Origin of the sequence: Flavobacterium macrobrachii (genome assembly GCF_014486675.1) — a bacterium.
Taxonomy (GTDB): Bacteria; Bacteroidota; Bacteroidia; order Flavobacteriales; family Flavobacteriaceae; genus Flavobacterium; species Flavobacterium macrobrachii.
The window spans coordinates 1-22,559 of the sequence record NZ_JACTAC010000037.1; the positions used below are offsets into that span (position 1 = coordinate 1).

At 33.1% G+C, this 22,559-nt stretch carries 13 protein-coding genes; all 13 read left to right on the plus strand.

The window, feature by feature from the left end:
• The first annotated feature begins 841 nt into the window (after positions 1–841).
• The 13 genes from IAI56_RS09325 (at position 842) to IAI56_RS09385 (ending at position 22,543) form a co-directional block, all read left to right on the plus strand.
• Positions 842–1,474, plus strand: coding sequence for a hypothetical protein (locus IAI56_RS09325; RefSeq protein WP_187657611.1), 633 nt, complete (start codon positions 842–844; stop codon positions 1,472–1,474).
• 673 nt (positions 1,475–2,147) lie between these two features.
• Positions 2,148–3,905: a site-specific DNA-methyltransferase gene (locus IAI56_RS09330; RefSeq protein WP_187657612.1), complete on the plus strand. Its 1,758-nt coding sequence runs from the start codon at positions 2,148–2,150 to the stop codon at positions 3,903–3,905.
• 150 nt (positions 3,906–4,055) lie between these two features.
• Complete coding sequence (locus tag IAI56_RS09335) at positions 4,056–4,949, plus strand: Abi family protein (protein ID WP_187657613.1); 894 nt, start codon at positions 4,056–4,058, stop codon at positions 4,947–4,949.
• A 7-nt stretch (positions 4,950–4,956) separates the two neighbouring features.
• Positions 4,957–7,251 carry a DEAD/DEAH box helicase gene (locus IAI56_RS09340; protein WP_187657614.1) on the plus strand — a complete coding sequence of 765 codons (2,295 nt, stop codon included), beginning with the start codon at positions 4,957–4,959 and terminating at the stop codon, positions 7,249–7,251.
• A 153-nt stretch (positions 7,252–7,404) separates the two neighbouring features.
• A complete protein-coding gene (locus IAI56_RS09345; protein WP_187657615.1) occupies positions 7,405–7,620 on the plus strand; it encodes a DNA modification system-associated small protein in 216 nt (71 codons plus the stop codon).
• A gap of 5 nt (positions 7,621–7,625) precedes the next feature.
• The gene (locus tag IAI56_RS09350; protein ID WP_187657616.1) at positions 7,626–9,629 is read left to right on the plus strand and encodes an AAA family ATPase; all 2,004 of its coding nucleotides are present in this window, start codon (positions 7,626–7,628) and stop codon (positions 9,627–9,629) included.
• 12 nt (positions 9,630–9,641) lie between these two features.
• On the plus strand, positions 9,642–11,222 hold the full coding sequence (locus tag IAI56_RS09355; RefSeq protein ID WP_187657617.1) for an ATP-binding protein: 1,581 nt from the start codon (positions 9,642–9,644) through the stop codon (positions 11,220–11,222).
• 696 nt (positions 11,223–11,918) lie between these two features.
• Entirely contained in the window at positions 11,919–13,625 is a 1,707-nt protein-coding gene (locus tag IAI56_RS09360; protein WP_187657618.1) for a helix-turn-helix domain-containing protein, read from the plus strand.
• A gap of 428 nt (positions 13,626–14,053) precedes the next feature.
• The gene (locus tag IAI56_RS09365; RefSeq protein ID WP_187657619.1) at positions 14,054–15,247 is read left to right on the plus strand and encodes an autotransporter outer membrane beta-barrel domain-containing protein; all 1,194 of its coding nucleotides are present in this window, start codon (positions 14,054–14,056) and stop codon (positions 15,245–15,247) included.
• A 19-nt stretch (positions 15,248–15,266) separates the two neighbouring features.
• The gene (locus IAI56_RS09370; protein ID WP_187657620.1) at positions 15,267–16,280 is read left to right on the plus strand and encodes a T9SS type A sorting domain-containing protein; all 1,014 of its coding nucleotides are present in this window, start codon (positions 15,267–15,269) and stop codon (positions 16,278–16,280) included.
• A 375-nt stretch (positions 16,281–16,655) separates the two neighbouring features.
• Positions 16,656–20,711, plus strand: coding sequence for an RCC1 domain-containing protein (locus IAI56_RS09375; RefSeq protein WP_187657621.1), 4,056 nt, complete (start codon positions 16,656–16,658; stop codon positions 20,709–20,711).
• A gap of 334 nt (positions 20,712–21,045) precedes the next feature.
• Positions 21,046–21,672, plus strand: a complete 627-nt coding sequence (locus tag IAI56_RS09380) for a Crp/Fnr family transcriptional regulator (protein WP_187657622.1) — start codon at positions 21,046–21,048, stop codon at positions 21,670–21,672.
• Positions 21,673–21,745: 73 nt separating this feature from the next.
• Entirely contained in the window at positions 21,746–22,543 is a 798-nt protein-coding gene (locus tag IAI56_RS09385; RefSeq protein ID WP_187657623.1) for a sulfite exporter TauE/SafE family protein, read from the plus strand.
• Positions 22,544–22,559 lie beyond the last annotated feature (16 nt).

The window sequence follows — 22,559 nt, forward strand, 5'->3', positions numbered from 1 at the left end:
TAAATTTACCGATACAAATAACTGTGGTGTAAAAGTCTTTTTTCCTTGCATGAGTAAATTTAAAAAAAATCAAATTTATTTGCAAGGTTTTGTATATTTGAGTTGTGCAACATGCACAAAGGTTTGCAATAATGAAAATCACTCGAAGTGACGTGGTAAGGACGAATGTGGTTTTGAGGCTTCTCGATACTATTTTTAAAATAACAAACTGGCGTTTGCTATTCTAAAAATCACTCGAAGTGACGAATTGAGGATGATGGTTCTACTTAGGCTTCTCGATACTATTTTCATTACTCCAAACTGGCGTTTGAAGTAGTGAAAATCACTCGAAGTGACGGGTTGAGGATTGTTTTCTTATTTTTTTAGGTTATTTTTTATGGCTTGTTTATGCTTCAACGATACTTCTTCAATACCTTATCTATACCTTATCTATACTTCTAGCATACACTCGGCATACATTATTAATACACTGGTCATACACTCCTGATACACTAAGGGTATTTATGATAATAATTTAGCATGGGTATTCTTTTTTTATACCTTTTTGTATATCAGGTTTTTAAAGGGATATTTCGGCAATTATGGTTGTTTTATGTCTTTTTTGGAGATTTATAGCCACTATGGTCTTTTTTTAGCAACTTTGGTTGGATATGGCAGAATTGACAAGGGCTGGGCAGCTTGCTCGATAACTTTGCGTCATTATTAATTATTAATTTTTTTTAAGATGGCAAAAGTTAGAAGCTTGATTAAAATGGAAGGTACGATGGAAGATCTTACCTTCTACAAGGGAACGGATGGTTACCTTGTGCGCACCCGAGGTGGTGTTAGTAGAAACCGAATTTTGAACGATCCTGCGTTTGCTCGTACCCGAGAGAACGGAATGGAGTTTGGTAGTATTACCGGTTCGGGGAAATTGTTAAGGACTGCATTAGGTCCGATGGTGTTTAGAGCGAAAGACAGTAAGCTGACTAGTAGGCTCGTGAAGGTATTGGCGCAAGTCAAAAACATGGACACTGTTAGTGCTCGTGGTTCTCGTAATGTAGCAGATGGACTGTCTAGTAGTACTGCCGTTGCGCTTTTGGAAGGATTTGATTTTAATGTTAAAGCTTCGCTGGGAAGTATTTTGAATTCGATTGTTACTGTGGATGATGCTACTGGAACGATTAGTATTGCGGAATACAATCCGTTGGAACAAATGAGAAGTCCTGAAGGTGCTACTCACTTTAGTTTGCAAGCGGGGTTTTTAAAGATTGATTTTGCCACTGGTGCTTTTGAGCTTTCTTTAAGTCCTGAGGATGTTTTTGCTTTGGAAAACAATACTGTTACGCCTGAGCTTATTCCTGCCGGTGTCCCTACTTTAGCAGGTACTGGAATGCATCTTCTTTTGATTGAGTTTTTTCAAGAGGTGAATGGTTCGCAGTATATGTTGAACAATGGTTCTTTCAATGTTTTGAACTTGATTAAGATTAGCTAGGGTTGTTGGGTTGTTTTTTTGAAACGTCTCTCTTTTTTGGGAGGCGTTTTTTTTTTAGGTTCCCGCCTTCGCTGGAATGACAATGCGCGGGAATGAGAAAGGGAAATTTTTTTGCCACAAATTGCACGAATTAGCACAAATTATGCGGATTTGTGGATTTGTGGATTTGGTTTATTTGGTTGGTTGATGTTGTTTTTTTTTTGCCACGGATTTAACGGATTTGGCGGATTTGTGGATTTGAGATTTGGATTGTTGCTTAAGCGGGAATGACAAAAATATTTTTTTAGCCACATAGGTAACATAGTTTTTGGATTTGAAAAAAAGACGCTTTGCTTGGGATAGTTGCTCATAGAGAACTGGTTAGACGGATTTGGGTTCCCACCTGCGCGGGAATGACAATGTTTTTTGTTTTTTTTTGAAAAAAGGGGGAAAACCCCCTGTTTTGATATTATTGTATGGTTTACATTTGGCGCATTAGAATGAACAAAAAGCTTCTCTCCTATTCAAAAAGGTGTTTAGCTTACACAAAAAAAACTATCATTACGGAAATCCGTAAAACAGTTTGATTTGTTTATTTTAAGTTTGGTGAAAAATCAGTAAAACTACGTAGAGATAAATTGTCAAAATAGTTTATTTTTGGTAGGTTTGAAAACGCTTACTTTTATACTAATTTATGAACAAACAAGACCTTATCTCAAAAATAAAACAACTCGATGGCATTTCGCAAGACGAACGTGCCTATCTCATCAATTTAGTAAACACCAAAAAAAAATATGGTTTAGTTTGGGAAGACAAACCCGAAGATGTTGAGGAACAACTTCGAGAAAATCTTCCTGTTTTAAAGGAAGTTAAAGACAAAGCAATTATCAATGGTGAGGATTACCCTAACCATATTTTGATTGAGGGCGATAACTTACACGCCTTAACTGCACTCACTTTTACGCATGAAGGTAAAATAGATGTAATCTATATAGACCCACCATATAATACTGGGAATAAAGATTTTAGATATAATGATACCTTCAAAGATGAATACATAGATAAAGAAAATCCTTTTAGACATTCTACTTGGTTGAGTTTTATGAGCAGAAGGTTAAAAATTGCTAAACGATTGTTGAATGAAAGTGGTGTTATATTTATTTCTATAGATGATAATGAGCAAGCACAATTAAAATTACTTTGTGATGAAATATTTTCAGAGAATAATTTTATAGCTAATTGTGTTAGAAGAAGAAGAAAAACGCAAGCTAATTTGGCAAAAAATATAGCTCCAGTACATGAATATTTACTTATAATTTCAAAAAACATAAATTACTTTTCATTAAATAAATTAGAATATTCGGATGATTTTATAAAAAAGGGTTTTAGTAATCCTGATAATGATCCAAGAGGATTGTATCAAACAGGTCCTTTAGCCAGACCAAAAAATTCTTCAAACAGAGAACACACTTTGACTATGCCAAATGGTAGACAAATTACTGCTAAATGGAGTTGCTCTGAAGAAACTTTTGCAAAATATGTTACTGAAAATCGACTTGTAATTCCTCGTGGTGGTGATGGTATGCCTCGTATTAAAATATTTTTATCTGAATTACAAGGTCAAATTGCCAATACATGGTGGGAAGATGTTGCTTCAAATGATGAAGCTGCAAAGGAAATAGAAGAAATTTTTGGTACTAATGCTGCTTTTATTTTTCCAAAACCTACAGGTTTAATTAAAAGAATATTAGAGTTATCAACAAATAAATTTGATAATAAAATTATCCTCGACTTCTTCGCAGGTTCAGGAACCACACTTCACGCAACTATGTCTCTTAATCATGAAGATGGTGGTAGTCGTCAATGTATATTGGTAACAAACAACGAAAATAATATTTGTGAAGAAGTTACTTATGAGCGTAACAAACGCGTTATTCAAGGGTATACCAATGCCAAAGGAGTTGCTGTAGAGGGTTTAAAAAATAACAATCTACGTTATTATAAAAGCGAGTTTGTGAGTCGTGAAACCTCGTTGAAAAACAAACGCGAATTAACTTATTTAGCTACAGAACTATTATGTATCAAAGAAGATTGTTATACAGCGTTTCCTTCAAAAGAAAAATGGTTCAAAGCTTTTACTAGTAAAACTGCTCAATTTATTGTGATCTATGATGAAGTGCGTATTGAAGATAGTTTCGAAATCATTGAAGCGTTGCATACTCAAAAAACAAACGACAACCCTGTAAAAGTGTATGTGTTTAGCCATGGGCAATATCCTTTCACGGAAGACTTTGAAGAGGTTTTGCCATTAATTACCCTTTGTGCCTTACCAGATGCTATTTACAAAGCATATCAAAACGTTTTACCAAAAAAGAAACGAGAAGTTGTTCCTGTGTTAGAGGAAGATGCAGTAGGCGAAGAAGAAAATTTGTTCAATCAAGACGCCCATTAAAATGTTAAATTCTTAAAAAAATGAATTTATATTATAAATACATAAAAAATAGTTGTACTTTTGCCGGTAATAATACCTGCCATGCCTCTCTACGATGCACACTTTGGCAGGTTTTCGATTTTTATACTGTATCCTTAAATCCTACAAGCCATGCAGTATAAAAAAGCACCCATCACCATTACCGAACAAATAGAAAAATTACAAGCCAGAGGGCTTGAGATTGCTAATCCAGAAAAAGCATCACACTATTTGTCTAACATCAGTTATTATCGTTTACGTGCCTACACCTATCCATTTCAAGATAACGATAAAGAAAATCAACCCTTTAACAGAAAAATATCATTTGATGATATCATCCATTTATACGTTTTTGATAGGCAATTACGCTTGTTGATTTTTAATGCTATCGAAAAAATTGAGGTATCCTTCAGAACACAAATTATCTATCAATATGCTTTGGTTCATGGAAGTCATTGGCATTTAAAACCTGAATTGTATAACAACACGGTTTACTTTGCTGAACATATAGCCAGTTTAGAAAAAGAAATAGACCGTAGTAATGAAACGTTTATAAAACATTACAAAAATAAATATACAAAACCTACAAGTCCGCCAAGTTGGATGAGTCTGGAGGTTAGCAGTATGGGATTACTTTCCAAACTATTTAAGAATTTAAAAAAAGATGCTACTAAAAATAGTGTGGCTACTTATTATGGTTTAAAAGATGTAGATGTGTTATGCAACTGGATGTTTTGTTTCAGTATTTTAAGAAATACATGTGCCCATCATGGTAGGGTTTGGAACCGTAGGTTACCAGAAATAACCATTCCCAAAAAAACGGTACAGCTGTATGTAGAAAACAAAACTTTTTACACAAATAAAACCTATGCTATACTTTGTAATATTATGTATATACTAAACAATATTAGTCCAAATCATAACTTTAAAGCAAATTTAGTAGCATTAATGAGTAATTGCCCTTTGGCACAAGAAAAAGAAATGGGTTTTCCAAAGAACTGGAACCAAGAACAATTTTGGAAGTAAATAATTTATGATACATTTAAAAAATTACCAAGAAGAAGCCGTAAACGACCTTACGAAAAACCTATATAAATTATTAAAAAGACCAGGTGCAAGACAAAATTTAATTTTCAAAGCGCCCACAGGTTCAGGTAAAACTGTAATGATGGCGTCATTACTTAACAAGTTTTGTGAAGAATTACCAGAACGTTATGAATTAGAAAAACGCAAAGCAGCTTTTATTTGGATAGCACCTAACAAATTGTACATTCAAAGTTACAACGCTATGAAAGGCTTTTTTGCTGAAATGCGTTCCATAAAACCTATTTTCTTTGAAGATGTTTCTAACGATGAATTACTACCAAACGAAGTGTTGTTTGTAAATTGGGAAAGCATCAATAAAGAGAAAAACACGATGATTAAAGAAAATGAAACCAATAAAAATCTTTATAGTTTCATTAATAAAGCCAAATTAAACGATACAGAAATCATTGTCATTATAGACGAAGAACACATGTTTGCGAATACAAAAACAGCAAAACGTGCCAATGAAGTATTACAAAAAATATATCCAAAAGTAGAAATTAGAGTATCGGCAACACCTACGACTAGTAGTGATTACAGAACTTTAGTAGAGCGTCAAGACGTTATTGCAGAAGAAATGATTAAAGAAGGAATTATTTTAAATCCAGCTTTAGATACTATACAACAACAAGGGCGTTCATTAGAAGAAATTTTATTAGAGCAAGCGTTAGCAAAAAGAGAAGAATTACGCCAAGCCTATGAAAACTTAGGTGTAAAAATCAATCCTTTATTATTAATCCAGTTACCAAACGATACAAGTGATAATAACACAGCCGATGATGAAAAATACATTGATGTAGTATTGCAAAACCTTGAAGTAAAATACAATATTACGGTCAATAATAACAAACTTGCCGTTTGGTTATCAGGCAGAAAAGACAATGTAGCCGATATTGAAAAACCAGACAATATGGTGGAAGTATTATTATTCAAACAAGCCATAGCTTTAGGTTGGGATTGTCCTCGTGCAGGAGTTCTTCTAATTTTTAGAGAATTAAAAAGTACCACATTCACAATTCAAACGGTAGGTAGGATTTTGCGTATGCCAGAACAAAAGCATTATCCTAATCCATTATTAAATCAAGGATATGTATTTACCAATTTAAGTAAAAATCAAATAGAAATAGTTCAAGATGATATGAGTTATATCACCATGAACAAGGCTCGTAGAATAGAAAACTACTTGCCTGTAAATTTAGATTCTACTTACATCAATACTCGTATTGTTAGAAATCGTTTAGGGGCAAAATTTAGAACTGCTTTGTATGAAATTGCAGAATTAAATTGGGAAGTAAAAAGAGAAATAGGTTCAGACCATTTTTTCGAAACCAATAAGCAATTACTAAAAAAGCGATTCATCAATACGGATATCAATACCATAGAAATTGTAATTCCTGAAAATGTATTACTAACTGGTGAAGTAGAAACACAATTAGTTACAGAAACAGCTCGTTTTGCCAAAACGCCTAGTGAATTAGCGCGTTTGTTTAGAGATTTTTGTCGTTCATTAACGGCTCCTTATGCAGCGGTCGATAGTACTCCTGTTTTAGAAGGAGCTATGAAATATTTCTTTGAAGATTATTTTGGTATCATCGAGTATGATGCTATTAAAATAATGTTGTTTAACGATAACCAACCTATTTTCATCGAGTTAATTGAAAAAGCAAAGGAGCGTTATCAAGAAATGCAAGAAGAAAAAGCAAACAAAGCCACAAAAGATATTCAAAATTACAAATGGGAAGTTCCTGTAGAAAGAATCTACAATGAATTATATGATGAAAAAGAGAATGTAGAAAAACATGCATTAGAACCTTTTTATGAATACAAAAGAGCTTCTTCTCCTGAAGTAAGATTTGCTGCATATTTAGAAGAACAAAAAGAAAATCTACATTGGTGGTATAAAAATGGAGAAAAAGCAAAAGAGCACTTTGCTGTACCTTATGAGGATTATCTAGGCAAACAAAGTTTGTTTTATGTTGATTTTGTGATACTAAGTAAAACGGGGATTACTTGTTTATTCGATACCAAAACAGCAGGTAGCGACCCAGCCAATGCCCATTTAAAACACAATGCACTAATAGATTTTATTGCAGAAAGAAATGAAAAAGGCCATAAAACAATTGGAGGAATCTTAATTCCTAAAGATAATAATGGAACAACAACTTGGTGGTATTGCAAAAACAAAATCACCAATACAAAAGATACGAACGGTTGGGATAGATTTGACCCTGTTAACGCATAAGAATAACATTTATATACTAATCACTGTAATTTAAATTGTTATGGGGTTTAGAAACTCATGTTAAAAAAAACGAAAAAAGTTAACACGTTCAAAAGTTCATGTTAAAAAAACAGTAAAAAGCTAACAAGAATCTAAAGTTAAAAATATAAGTTTATGATAAACAAAGGTTTAGATACAGCATTCATTCACTACGGAATCCGTAAAGAAGATATGAATATCATTCAAAATCTAACAGAAGAACAAGGCTTAGATTTTGAATGGTTACAAGAAAATATATTAAAAGAATTCCACAATCTAAAAATCAATAACGAAGATATTGACAGTAAAAAGATTGAAAAAATCATCGAAAAGGCGTTAAACAAAATATAAGGATTATGCTAATTACCAGAATTATTGCCAAAAACTTTAAAACCTATCGCGAGCTCGATTTAGACTTGACGGTAAACGAAGAGCAGCCTATTATTTTAATTGGTGGTGAAAATGGTGGTGGTAAAACCACCTTGTTTCAAGCCATTTACTATGCCCTTTACGGTTTAAAAGTGAAAGACTTTGAACACTTCAACAAATTACAAAACGCTGGAGAAAGAGCAAAAAATGAAGGAAATAGTTCTAATAAAATCGAACTTGAAATTCACTTCACGGGTAAAGTGCTTCATAATGATTACAAATACATCATCAAGCGTTTATATACCATCAATGCGCAAAACAGCCCAGTTGAAGCAGTAACACTAAATCTTAATGGCGATGTGTTTCAATATGGTACAGCAACGCCTCATGCAGAAAGAGTAAAAAAAGAAGCCGAAGTAAATAAAATCATTAAAGCCAATCTACCACAAGAATTGAGTAAATATTTCTTGTTTGATGCTATGGAAGCAGGTAATTTATTAAAAGACGAATACCTGAACAGAGTCATCAAAGAAAATATTGAAAACGTAATGGGGTTCAATAAATACATTCAATTAGGCAATGCAACTAATATTTTAACACAAGACTACATTGCACAAGGTATTGAAATTGAAGAAGAACGTAATCAATACAAAAATCTATTAGAAGAAAAGAAGAAAATTGAAGAATTAATAGTAGCAACCAACACGCATTACGAACGTGCGTTAAGCTATTCATTAAGTCAAAAGGAGTTCTATGAAAGTGCTAAAGAAGGTAAAAATCTACAAGCAAATATCAAAGAACAAATACAACTAGTAGAAAGAAAAATAGAAGACATTCTCAACAGAGAAACATTATTTATAGAACAATCGGAAAGATTCTTAAATGATATAGAAATTCAGGTATTTATACCTAAACTCATTTCCATCATTCAGAACGAAATCGAGTTAATTTTAGCTGAAAAAAGTCAAAAAAATAACAATGATTTTATTGAACCAGAGCATATTACTAAAATTTCAGAAAAAGTAATAGCATTCTTAAAAGAAAACAATTTAATAGAATCAGAACTAACAAACGAACAAAAAGGATTACTTAAAGAATACATCATAAAAAAATCAAATCAAGACAATACCAAAACCGATTATGATTTTATCGATAAAAATGATGTAACTAATTTGGAACAATTACTGGGTTGGTCTAGCATCAATCAATTTAACATTATAGAACAGCAAAAAGAAAGTTTGGAAAAAGAACTAGCTACTTTACCAAATTTAAAAATTCAGTTGTTAGATTTAAGAAAAAGTGATGTTGGCGGCGGCGATGAAATTATTCAAAGCTTCGAGGTAAATGAACTCAAAATAAAAGAGTTTAAAGAAACCATCAAAAACTACAAATCTGATATTGAAAAACTAGATGCTAAAATCAAAAAATTCGACTTATCAGATGAAGAAGTTCCTAATCCAAAATTAGAATTGCTTAAAAAATTAGGTCCATTATTTACAAAAGTATCAAACGCACTATTGATTAACAAAAAGACACGCATTGAAGAAGCCATGAAAAATGACTTAAATACAACATTAGTGGCTTATGAAAATCAAATTGATCGTGTTGAGCTGTCGGAAGATTTAAGTAATCTTTCATTCAAAATTTACCACAAAGCAGGTAACGAAATCTATTTGGAGGAATTAAATGCAGCATCAAAACAAATTATTATCCAGGTACTTTTAAAATCTTTACATTATTTTGGAGACTATAATCCACCTGTAATGATTGATACTGTAATGGGATATTTAGATGAAAGTAGTAGAGCTTCTCTTCTAGAAAATTATTTCCCTAAGTTATCACATCAAACCATTTTGTTAAGTACAGATAGCGAAATAAGAAAGCATATAGATTTAGAAAAAATTGAAAATTTTATTTCAAAAAAAATCACATTAGTTCGCGATAAAGAAAATCAATTAACAGAAGTAGTTGAAGGATATTTCCCAAATTAATACTAGGAAGTTATGGCAGCAATAGAAACAGGTTTAAGACAAGCGGAAGCACTAAATTCAAAAATGAATGATTTGCGTGAACGTTTAGAAAAATATATCAATTTAAAACATTATACAGACAATCATAAAAACGTGACCCCAAAAGGTAATGCTAAATTGATGCGTATGTGTTTAATTGCAGGTTTGTCCGACACAGAAAAAAGAACAAAAGACGATTTAAATATGCAAATGTCTTCAAATAGTATTCACCCAACGCTATTTACAGTTCACAATTTAAACGGAATACTAGCATCATTAATCAAGTTAAGGTACCATGATTTAGATATCAATTGGGAAGATAATATCTCAAAAAGTAAAGTGGTAAATGCAGAAATATTTAGAGGTTTTGACATTTTAATGAAAAATGATACTTTACACAATTGGTTAAAAATAAGTACTACAGCATCTATAAAAGCAGGCCAAATCCCTTTTTTAAATTTAAATATAGGTAGTTATGATGGCGACATCAATGCCTATTTAGATATGAATAGTAAGAATGTAACCAATACACAAATTTTGGTGGCAGGTACTACAGGTTCTGGAAAATCAAATTTATTAGCGGTATTAATGAACGAAATGCGTTCATTATCCGTAGAAAGTAATTATCCGGTAAACTTCCTATTCTTTGACTACAAAGGCGAGTTTTCCGACCTGGCAAATAACGATTGGTTACGTCATTTTGAAGTAGACCGTTCGGCTATTTTAGACCCAATGATAGAACCTTTACCTTTTACACCTTTCAAAAATTTCGTAGGCAAAACACAAAATGAAATCAACTTATACTCAACTGAATTAGCCAATGCTTTGTTATCAATAGACAGAGCAACTATTAGTGCTAATATGAGTGAAAGATTGTCATCAGCAATTATAAATACATATAAAGATACCAAAGGGAAACCTATCAACTTTACTCAAATAATCGAAAGCTACACAGAACTACAACCCGAAAGAGACAGAGATAAAACCGACAGTGTAAAAGCGGTATTGAGTCAATTAGAACGTTCTAATTTGTTTTCAAACGAAGATCGTATTGATTTAATTAAAAATAGTTTCATAGTAAAAATGGATAAGTTTCCAAACGACGGTCCAATTGGTAAAGCTATAGTATATTTCATAGTATCTAAACTAAATGCTATTTATGAAAACCTCCCGGTACAAGCAAATGATAAAGAAAAGGTAGAGCTGCGTCACTTCACTATCATTGATGAAGCACATTACATGTTAGGTTTTGATAACAAACCACTTCGCGATTTAATAGCTGTAGGTCGTAATAAAGGCATGAGTATCATACTTGCAACCCAAAACATGGATGCATATAAAAGTAAATTCTTTGATTTCTATGCAAACGCCCAATATCCATTAATAATGAAACAACAATCCATCAATGATGGCGTACTAAAAGATATGTATGGAGTATCGGGAAGTGAATTAGTAGAAATAAAACAAGCCATTGCAGGCCTTCAAAAAGGAGAACTCATCATCAAAAACAACGATGCCATTTTAATGGGATTAGGAAAAAAATATAAGAAAATTAAAGTGAGACATTTGATCTAAATTAAAACCTTCTTTACCTAAGTTTGATGAATAAAAAACAAATTTCCTTCTAAAGGTTCTCGATATAATTTTCTATTTCAAAAACTAGCGTTTTTAAAATAGAAAATCACTCGAACTGACGTATGTAGTAAAAGTGAAATCGTCCTCAGTACGTCACTTCGAGTGATTTTACGCAATGCAATGGAGTAAAATTGTATCGAGAAGCGATTAACAAATATCCTTCTAAGCGTTCTCGATATAATTTTCTATTTCAAATACTAGCGTTTTTAAAATAAAAAATCACTCGAATTGACGTATGTAATAAAAGTGAAATCGTCCAGAATACGCCACTTAGAGTGGTTTTACGCAATGCAATGGAGTAAAATTGTATCGAGAAGCGATTAACAAATATCCTTCTAAGTGTTCTCGATACTATTTTACAAATTAAAAACTAGCATTTTTAATTTATAAAATCACTCGAACTGACGATGGTAGTAAAAGGAAAATCATCCTCAACACGTCACTTCGAGTGATTTTACGCAATGCAATGGAGTAAAATTGTATCGAGAAGCGATTATATATTAGTCTATTCACATTAATTCAAATTCACTATTTATACTATACATCTCGATTTTTTGAATAATTTTGGCACGATAGACTATTGGTACTATTCTATAATTTGTATTTAATTCAAAAAAAAACTACTTGATACTCAAAATGGCCAAACTTATTTTTACTGTTCTATTATTAGTATCTTTTTCTTTTACGACTGCTCAAGAGTTGAATTACCAAGAAATAAAACAAACACGAAGCATTCAAGAAAAACTAATTTCAAATCCAGATATAGCCTACCAAGAAGCTTTGGAAATTAGTAAATCAAATAACGAGTTGCTAAGTTTTCATGGTAACTACTATATAGCCAATTACTATTACAACAAGTCAGAGTTGATTTATTCAAAAAAACTGCTCCTAAATCTTATTGATACTATTGAAAAAAGTAACCTTCCTAAATCAAGTAAAGCCTATCAAGATTTACTGGGAATTTGCGTCAACAAACTTTTCTATATCCATAAAAATTTAGGCGAATACGACAGAGCATTGTTTTATCTGGATAAATATAAAACTAGCTTACCCGATAATCGTTTTAACGAACACTATGGTGCCATAAAAATAGCCATGGGCGATTATGTAAGTGGAATTGCTTTGTTAAAGAAAGAATTGCAAACAACTCCACACTTAAAACTAGGTGTAGGTGAAAAAAAAATAATGAACAACAAATTGTTTGCTGATAAATACAATAGTATTGGAGATGCGTATCAAGCCTATTACTTACAATCAAAAAAATCAGTTTTTATAGATTCTGCAAACTACTATTTCAATGCTGCGGCAACACTGATGCTAAAGGATAATTTTTATCCTGATTATACCAAAGCATTGTTGCGAATGCGGTTAGCAAAAAGTGCAGCGTTAGAAGAAAATTACAATAAATCATTGTCATTATACAGACAGGGAAAAAATTATCCTGTTGTTAAAGACAATGTAAGAACACAACAGTTATTTGATTTAGGAATGGCAGATTGTTTCTATCATTTAAAACAATCCGATTCAGCCATTTTCTATTGCAAGAAATACATTGAAAACTATCAAACAACGAAGGTTTCAAAAGAAAATTTATTGATGGCATACAATATTATGACCCAATGTTATAATGATAAAAAAGACACAAAAAACGCCTATCGCTACGCTAAAAAAAGTTTAGAATTAATTCAATCCATAGAAGGGATAAAAAGTAAATCTTTAAGTTTTCTTCACAATTATGATCTTTCAATCATAAAAAAAGAATCTAACCAAATTATTGCTTCCAAAAATTACTTCAAAAGGTCACTTTTTGGCATCTCCATCCTACTACTAATCGTTAGTATTGGTTTTTATTATTATTACAAACTTCAAAAGGAAAAGCAAATCCGCTTTTTAAAAATTATCGAAAATCTCAAAGAAACAAAAACTATTGATACGCACAATCTACATTCAAATAGCACCGAAGAACTTCCAAAACAACTCATTGATGAGGAACTTATTGAAAAAATTGCTATCGGTTTAAAAAAGTTAGAACAAAAAGAAGCCTTTCTAGAACCCAATTTCAAGTTAGCTTATGTAGCAAAAAAAGTAAACACGAATACTGCTTATTTGTCGCAATATTTTAATCAGGTAATACAAAAAACCTTTTCGGAATATACCCAAGAATTACGAGTTCAATATGTATTGCAAAAACTCAATGATGTTCCCTATTTTCGTAAATATACCTTGCAAGCCATTGCAGAAGAAGTAGGTTATAAAGATGCCAAAACATTTGTTCGTGTTTTTAAAAAGCAAACGGGTATTTCTCCTAATTATTATATTGAAAAATTGGAAAATACCAATTAAACAATTAAAAACCAATATAATAAACTCATTCTTTGAATAGATTTTTTATAAATAGTCCAATGAACTAATTGGTCTAACACTTCATATCTCATAGTTTTGGAAAGAATTTAATCGAGTTCAAAAATCAAATTCAAAAATCAAATTCAAAAATCAAATTCAATATCAAGTTCAAAAATCAAGTTCAATTTTTAAATTCGATATAAACGTTAATCAACAAAACTCAAACGTTTTTATTCCAAAACGCAACGTTCCTACATTCATCAAAAATAACTCAACTACTATATGTACTATTGTTGTCAAATTATCAGCATGCTTTTAAACCACTCTTTTAAATTCTAAATAAAATGACGTTCTTATTAGTATTTATTTCCAATCCAAAAAATTAATTATCAATTAAAACTTTAACTAAAATCAATTAAAAACACTTTATGAAAAAACAATTATTTTTTATTGCAATTGCAAGTTTATTTACCTCAATCGCATCAGCAGCCGATTTATATGTTAGAGATTTAGGCGCTGGTGGTTCTTACTCAACAATTAGTGCCGCTATAACAGCAGCTAATGATGGCGACAGGATTATTATACGTCCAAAAGCAGGAAGTCTTCCTTTCATTGAGAATTTAACAATTGACAAATCATTATCATTTGTTTCTGAAATCAATTTCTCAAAATATATTTTGCAAGGAACAATAACAGTAACACCAGCTGCAGGAAGAGTAGTAACAATTCATAATTTACAAATATCAGGAACTAATACTATATCCGTTTCAGCAGATACCACTGGAGGAAGAACCACACTTAATATATTAAATTCTACAACTGCCGCTGTAAATGCTGGTGTAGCCAATACCACTTTAAATATGTCTGGATGTACTGGTGCAGCAATAGCAATGTCTCATGGAAGGGTTACTGGAAATAAGCTAACATCTATTACCATCAACACGCCAACAATTGATACAAATCCTTCTACTGATGATATCGAAATAATTGCTAATGCCTTTTCAGTAACCGGTACTGCAATTAATTTGAATCAAAAGAATTACAATTTTAGGATATTGAATAATTTTGCTGCAACTGGTTATGTAACGATTAGTGCCGTGAAAAATAATAGTACAAATGAAATTATTAATAACGTTATTTCCTCTACTAATACTTCGAATGCTGCAAATAACAGTATTCAAGTAAGCTCACCTACAGGATTTACTGGTCTTATTTCAATATTAAACAATGTCTTTTATTATATAGGACCAACTTTTGGTAGTTACTATCCAGTAACTGCAAGTGGCGTAAGCTGTTATGTGTATTACAACGTATCTAATTATTCGGTTTCAATGCCAACTATTACTAATTCAGGCAACAACAATACTGCCTCAATTACATTAAATACTACAACTTATACTGTAAATGGATTAGCTGCAAATACTGGAAGCCCAGAAGATGATTTTGCTGATATTGACTTAAGCAGAAATGATCGTGGTAACTTTGGTGGTTCTAACAGCTGGACTAATTATTGGCCAACTGCTGTTGGAAACAAACCACAAGTAAATTATTTGAACACTCCAAGAAGGATTTATACTGGTACTACAGAGATGAATGCAACGGGTTCAGGTTATTCTAAATAATATAATACCTGAGTCTAAGATGAAAAAATATATTTATAGTCTATTGGCCGTTATGACAATGAGTTTATCTTCAGCCCAATTGTCATCGTTAAGCCAAGCCGAATATTTTTGGGATGCCGATCCTGGCGAAGGAAACGGAACCGCCATTACTGCACAAGATGGAAACTTTAATAGCATTTTTGAGAAAATAGCTGTGAATGGATTAAACGCTCCTAGTGTTGGTTTACATAAGTTTAGTGTCAGAGTTAAAGATAATTCAGGGGTTTGGGGACCAGTTTTTACTAATATCATAATTGTGGAGTCTACTACTACTCCAAACCCTATGACACTTACGCAAGCAGAATACTTTTGGGATACCGATCCAGGTGAAGGAAGTGCCACGCTGCTTTTAGCAATTGATGGTGACCTTAACAGTGCTATCGAAAAAGTAGCTGTTGCAGGTTTAGGAGCGCCAAGTGTTGGGCTGCATACATTCTCTATCCGTGTTAAAGACAACCAAGGAGTTTGGGGACCAACGTTTACCAATAGTATTACTGTTGAAAGCACTACCACTCCACTACCGGTAAGTCTTACCCAAGCTGAGTATTTCTGGGATGTCGATCCGGGAGAAGGAAGCGCTACACCTCTTTTAGCTTTTGACGGAAACTTTAATACTGCTTTTGAAAAGCTTCTCGGTGATGCTATTCCAATTGTAAATCCTGTAGGATTGCATAAATTCTGTGTTCGTGTTAAAGACAACCAAGGAATTTGGGGACCAATCTTTACTAATGCAATTTATATTGAAACAGTTTTGAGTGTAAATCCTAATGAAATGGCTGATAATTATTATTTTGTTCCAAACCCAGCAACTTCATTTATTCGTTTTAATAAAGACATTGAAAGTATCACAATAGTTGATTTGAATGGAAGACAAATAGCGGCTTCAATATCAAACAATGAAGTTAACATTGAAGGATTGGCTAAAGGAACTTATATTCTAAAAGTTACTACACCAGAAGGTCTAACGTTTAATAAAAAAATGATTAAAAGATAATTTTAGTTTTGCTTTTAAAAATCCTAAACTTCAAAATAATGAAGTTTAGGATTTGACTTTGCAATTCAAATTTTTTTGAATTCATCAATTAAAATTTAATAAACAAATAAAAAAATTGGACTCCTACAAAAAAACGTTAATCAATTTTACCCAAACGTTTTTATCCCAAAACTTAACGTTCATGCATTCATCAAAAAAAACGTCTACTAATCTATGTACTATTGTTGTCAAATTATCAACTGGTTTCTTAATAACTTTTTGAATTCGTGGTGAAAAGGCATTCCATTGCGAGAAAAATAGTTATATGTTTGCAATCCAAAAAATTAATTATCAATTAAAAAATTTAAACTAAATCAAATCAATTAAAAACACTACATGAAAAAACTCTATTCTTTACTTTTTGTACTGTGTAGCTTAACCGGCTTTAGTCAATCGTATGACTACACGGTTTATGACACATCAAATTCTGCCATTGGGACCAATTATATTGGCGACATCAAAACCGATGCTAATGGATTACTATGGCTTTCGACTACCAACGGTGTGGTTACGTTCAACGGTACTACGTTTACAAAATACAATACGAGCAATTCGGGTATTCCTTCCAACATCATTTTGGAAACAGAAATTGATGGACAAGGAAGAAAATGGATGGCAACTCAAAACAACGGTATAGCACGTTTAATTGGAACTACTTGGACCAACTATACCACTGCCAATTCAGGATTGCCTAATAATGCTATTACCTGTATCGCTGTGGACAGTGCCAACAATCTTTGGGTTGCTACTCCATCTGGACTTACACGTTTTAATGGAACGACTTGGACAACATACAATGCGTTGACTAACATTAATTCTCTTGAAATTGATGCTAACAACGGCGTTTGGGTAACCAATAACGGTATTTTATATAAATTCAATGGTACGGATTACAACCTAATCGACCAAGGAACACAAGAAATTCTAGATATTGCAAACAATATATTGTATTGTTCTACTGGTGATGGATTATTGACTTATTCTACCGCAGGAACTTTTTTAAATGTTCAATATCAAAGTAACTCTTGTTTAGCAGGTTATCAATATGATGCTTTAGATGTTAGTAGTACAAATAAAGTTTGGATTGCCTTTGGTGGCGACGGATTGCAAAACTTCACGGATTGTTATTCTTACAACACTTCAAATTCAGGTTTACCAGACAATTACTTTAGTGCTTTAAGAACGCAAGCTAACGGAACGATTTGGGTTGGTCATTTACAACTTGGTTTGATCAAAATGACACCAACTACTTCAAATTGTAATGCTCCAACACAAACTTGGAGTGAAAACATTACTTCTACTTCTGCATCACTTAACTGGATACCAGGAGTTCCAACACCAAATAGCTATGTAATTCGTTACAATACTACTAATGTGATTGGAGGAATTCAAGACGCAACTGTTTCAACTTCATTAGCGTTAAGTAATTTAACTCCAAATACAGATTACCACTGGTGGGTAGCTTCTGTATGTGGCGAAACGCAATCCAATTGGGCTTATGGTGGTGAGTTTACCACACTTCAAACTGCTGCTTGTAATGCTCCAACAGGAACTGCTGTGGCTAACTTAGGATCTACATCATGTTTGGTTTATTGTACAGCACAGACACCAGCACCAAGTGGTGGATATGAAGTGTATATAGCTACTACTAATGTTAGTCCAACAGCTACAACTACACCAACACATACTTCTACTACAAACCAAGTTTCTGTTACTAATTTATCACCGGCTACTTCTTATTTCGCATGGATGCGTTCCAATTGTGGTGCTACAAAAAGTACTTGGACTCCAGTGGGTAATTTTGTTACCAATACATTATCAGGTTGTACAACGGCTACTTATAATCAATGGCCAGCTGCAACATTTACCCCAACTTGTGGAATAGGTAGTGAAACTATAGTAACTAATGCTTACGCAGGAGAATATTCACTAGTAAATGTAATAGCCGATAGACAATATACTTTTACAACTTCTGTTACAACTGATTTTATTACTATAACGAACAGCTCGAATGTTATTTTAGCTAGTGGAACAGTACCTTTAGTTTGGAATTCGGGAACCTTTGCTGGAGTAATTCGTTATTACACTCATTTGAATGCAAACTGTGGTGAACAAAACGCAAACCGAGTTAAGGCTATACAGTGTGCAACAATTTCTAATGTTTGTGGTTTACCAACTAACTTGGCTGTTTCAAACATTACTTCAAATTCAATCAGACTAACTTGGACTGCGCCAAATCCTGCTGCAACTTCTTATGACATTTATGTTAGTGTTTCAAATACAGCTCCAGTAGCGGCAACTAACGCTACCCAAACAAGTCTTGGCAATTTAGTTCGAACCCTAACTGGTTTAACTTCTTCTACTACTTATTACTATTGGATTCGCTCTAATTGTAATGGAACAAAAAGTGACTGGGTTTCAGGAGGAAGTTTTACTACTATTGCTGCTTTAAACTGTAATGGTGCTTTCTATGGATTATATCCAGATGCAACCTTTACTCCAGCATGTACAGGAAATACAGAACAAATCAACGCCGATGCTTGGGCAGGTGAATTTACTAATGTAAACATTCAGTCTAATAAGCAATATACCTTTACTAGTTCAATAGCTACCGATTATATTACTATAACTAATGCTACAGGAACAACCGTTTTTGCTAGCGGAGTTACTCCTGTAGTTTGGAATTCTGCTTCTAATACAGGTACTATTCGATATCATTTAAACGTTAATGCAAATTGTAGTACACAAGGTTCTTCAAGAATTCGTTCTATTAAATGTGAAAATCCAACATCTTCTTGTAACCCACCAACCAATCTTACTGTTGCAGAAATACAATCTACTTCAGCTTACATCTATTGGACGGCTCCTACTCCTGCACCAGACAGTTATCTTTTTGTCTATAATACTACCAACGAAATTGGAGGTACAGACGGAAGTACAACTGATACAGGTAGCTTAATTGAAGGATTACAACCTAATACGGATTACCACTGGTGGGTTGCTTCAGTATGTGGAAACAATCAAACGGAATGGATTTATGGTGGTGTCTTTACTACATTACCATCCACAACGATTTGTTTTGAAAAAGTAGCTGCTGGACGTACGTTTACCCTTGCTATAAAAGAAGATGGTACACTTTGGGCATGGGGAAATAATGAAAATGGACAATTGGGTGATGGTACAACGGTAAGCAAAAACGTTCCAACACAAATTGGAACAGCAACCGATTGGGCTAAAATTTCATGTGGTTCTAACCATGCTGTGGCGATAAAAAACAATGGCACTTTATGGACTTGGGGTGTTAACCTTCAAGGACAATTGGGTGATGGTACTACAACCAGCAAATCGGTACCAACTCAAGTAGGAACAGATACCAACTGGGCAGAAGTAGTTACTAAAAATCGACACAATATTGCTAGAAAAACTAATGGAACCTTGTGGGCTTGGGGAAGTAATGCTTTTGCTCAACTAGGAGACGGTTCGACTATCAACCGATTAATACCTACACAAATTGGTACGGCTACCAACTGGCAAAGTATTGGTACTGGTACTGCACACGCAATGGCTATAAAAACCAACGGAACTTTATGGACTTGGGGTTTCAACTCCAATGGTCAATTAGGTGATGGTACTATTATCAGTAAAAGTTCGCCTGTTCAAATTGGTTCGGCTACCGACTGGAAGAGTGTAACAGGTGGTGCATATCACACAGTTGCAACAAAAACAAATAATTCACTTTGGACTTGGGGAAGAAACAATAACGGTCAATTAGGTTTGAACGACACAACCGACAGAACTACGCCTACGCAAGTAGGAACAGCTACCAATTGGGATAAAATTTCATCTGGTGAAGATCATGTGTTAGGTTCTAGAACTTATGGTGCGCTGTTTGCTTGGGGATATGACGTCAACGGACAAATTGGAAATGATGAAGCGGCTACAAACATGCTTACTCCTACTTTACTTTTGAATGTGAATTTCTGGCCTGATGTTCAAGCGGGTAATATTCACTCTACGGCTATAGACGATACAGGAAAATTATATACTTGGGGTTCTAACATCTATGGTCAATTAGGTAACGGTTCGTTTACAGATGATTTCTTGATTTTTGGTCCATTGGCTTGTCCCCAATCAACATTATCTAATGATGATGTAGTATTGAAGAAATCAGTAAAAGTGTATCCTAACCCAGTTAGTAATTTGTTAACTATTACCTCAGAAGAAATCCTTTCAGAAGTGGTTATCTACAACATGCTTGGACAAATAATGATGACGAAAACGATTCAAGACAACCAAGGTAGTATCGATGTAGCGAACCTAAAATCGGGAAGTTATTTTGTAAAAATGCAATCGGCTTCGGGTTCACAAACCGTAAAGATTATCAAACAATAAGTAGTACAAACTACTAGAATTATAAACTCCAAATGATATTATTTCATTTGGAGTTTTTTTGTTTTGTGAACTTGGTATGAATACAATAGAGAGTTATAGAATTTGCTTTGCCTTTGGTTTATTTTCAAATTCAAAAATCAACTTTAAAAAGTAAGTTCAAAAAGCCACTACAAAAGGCAAGTTCAAAACATAATTACATTAGTAATCTTACACAGCAAAGAAATACTCCAAAATAAAACCTATCATCAATTTAAATGATATAATTTAAAGATTAGGTTTTCTAAACAGCACTCCATGCGTTTTATTATGCATTTGTAATTCAAAATTCTTTCTTATGCACGATCACATAAAAAAATTATTTTCATCCTTCTCAAGTTCATTAATCGATGATATCGAAAAAAATGCTGTAGTTCAAGAATTTAACGCAGGCGATGTTATTATGCGAACTGGTCAATACATAAAAAATACTGTTTTAGTTTTATCAGGTAAAATTAAAATCTATAGAGAAGATGATGATGGTGGAGAATTCTTTATGTATTATTTACAACCAGGTCAAGCGTGTGCTATTTCAATGATTTGCGCTACTAAAAATGAAACAAGTCAAATTATGGCTAAAGTGGTAGAAGATGTAGAATTAGTAATGGTACCATTGCCTCTAATGGATAAATGGATGATGCAACACCGCAGTTGGTATGAATTTGTGATTGATACGTATAGAAGTCGTTTTGAAGAGGTTTTAGAAGTGGTCGATAGTATTGCGTTTAGAGCTATGGATGAACGTTTAGAATTTTATTTAATGCGACATAAAGATGCTTGCAGTTGTGTAGATTTAAAGTTATCGCATCAAGAAATTGCTACCGACTTAAACACCTCAAGAGAAGTAATTTCTCGATTACTAAAAAAATTAGAACAACGTGGTGCTCTAAAATTACATCGAAATCACATCGAACTTTTAAAATAAAGTACCTATGTGATAAAAGTTACAAATTGTGAAATTTAAAGTGCCAATATTTGCACTATAAAATTTTACAATTATGGATTATATAGGTTATTTTGCATCTATACTTATTGGTGTAGCGTTAGGTTTAATTGGTGGTGGTGGTTCTATCTTAACGGTTCCCGTTCTTGTTTATCTGTTTGCTATTGAACCTGTAATAGCGACATCCTATTCCCTATTTATAGTTGGTTTAACGAGTGCCGTTGGTTCGTTCAATTATTTCAAAAAAGGATTGGTCAATATCAAAACAGCCATAGTTTTTGGTGTTCCTTCCATTATTGCCGTTTTTGCAACTCGTGCACTAATCGTTCCAGCTATTCCTAAAGAAGTATTTACTGTAGGCGATTTTGTAGTAACTAAAAGCATCTTAATGATGGTTTTATTTGCCGTGTTGATGATTGCTGCCTCATACAGTATGATTAAAAAAGATAAAAAAACAGCAAGTGACGAAAACGGTGAGCAAAAATTCAATTATCCTTTAATTTTAATTGAAGGTGCAGTAGTCGGAATACTTACTGGATTAGTTGGTGCTGGCGGTGGATTTTTAATCATTCCAGCATTAGTGATTTTAAGTAAATTACCTATGAAAGAAGCTGTTGGAACTTCGCTTGTTATCATTGCTGCCAAATCGCTAATTGGTTTTTTTGGCGAAAGTGGCGAAACTTCTATCAACTGGCAATTCTTGATGACTATTTCCGCCTTTGCAATAATAGGAATAGTAATCGGAACGGCAATGTCTAAAAAAATTGATGGAGCAAAATTAAAACCTGCTTTTGGTTGGTTCGTCCTCATCATGGGGATTTACATCATCACTAAAGAATTATTTTTTCCCTAAATAAGGTTATGTGATA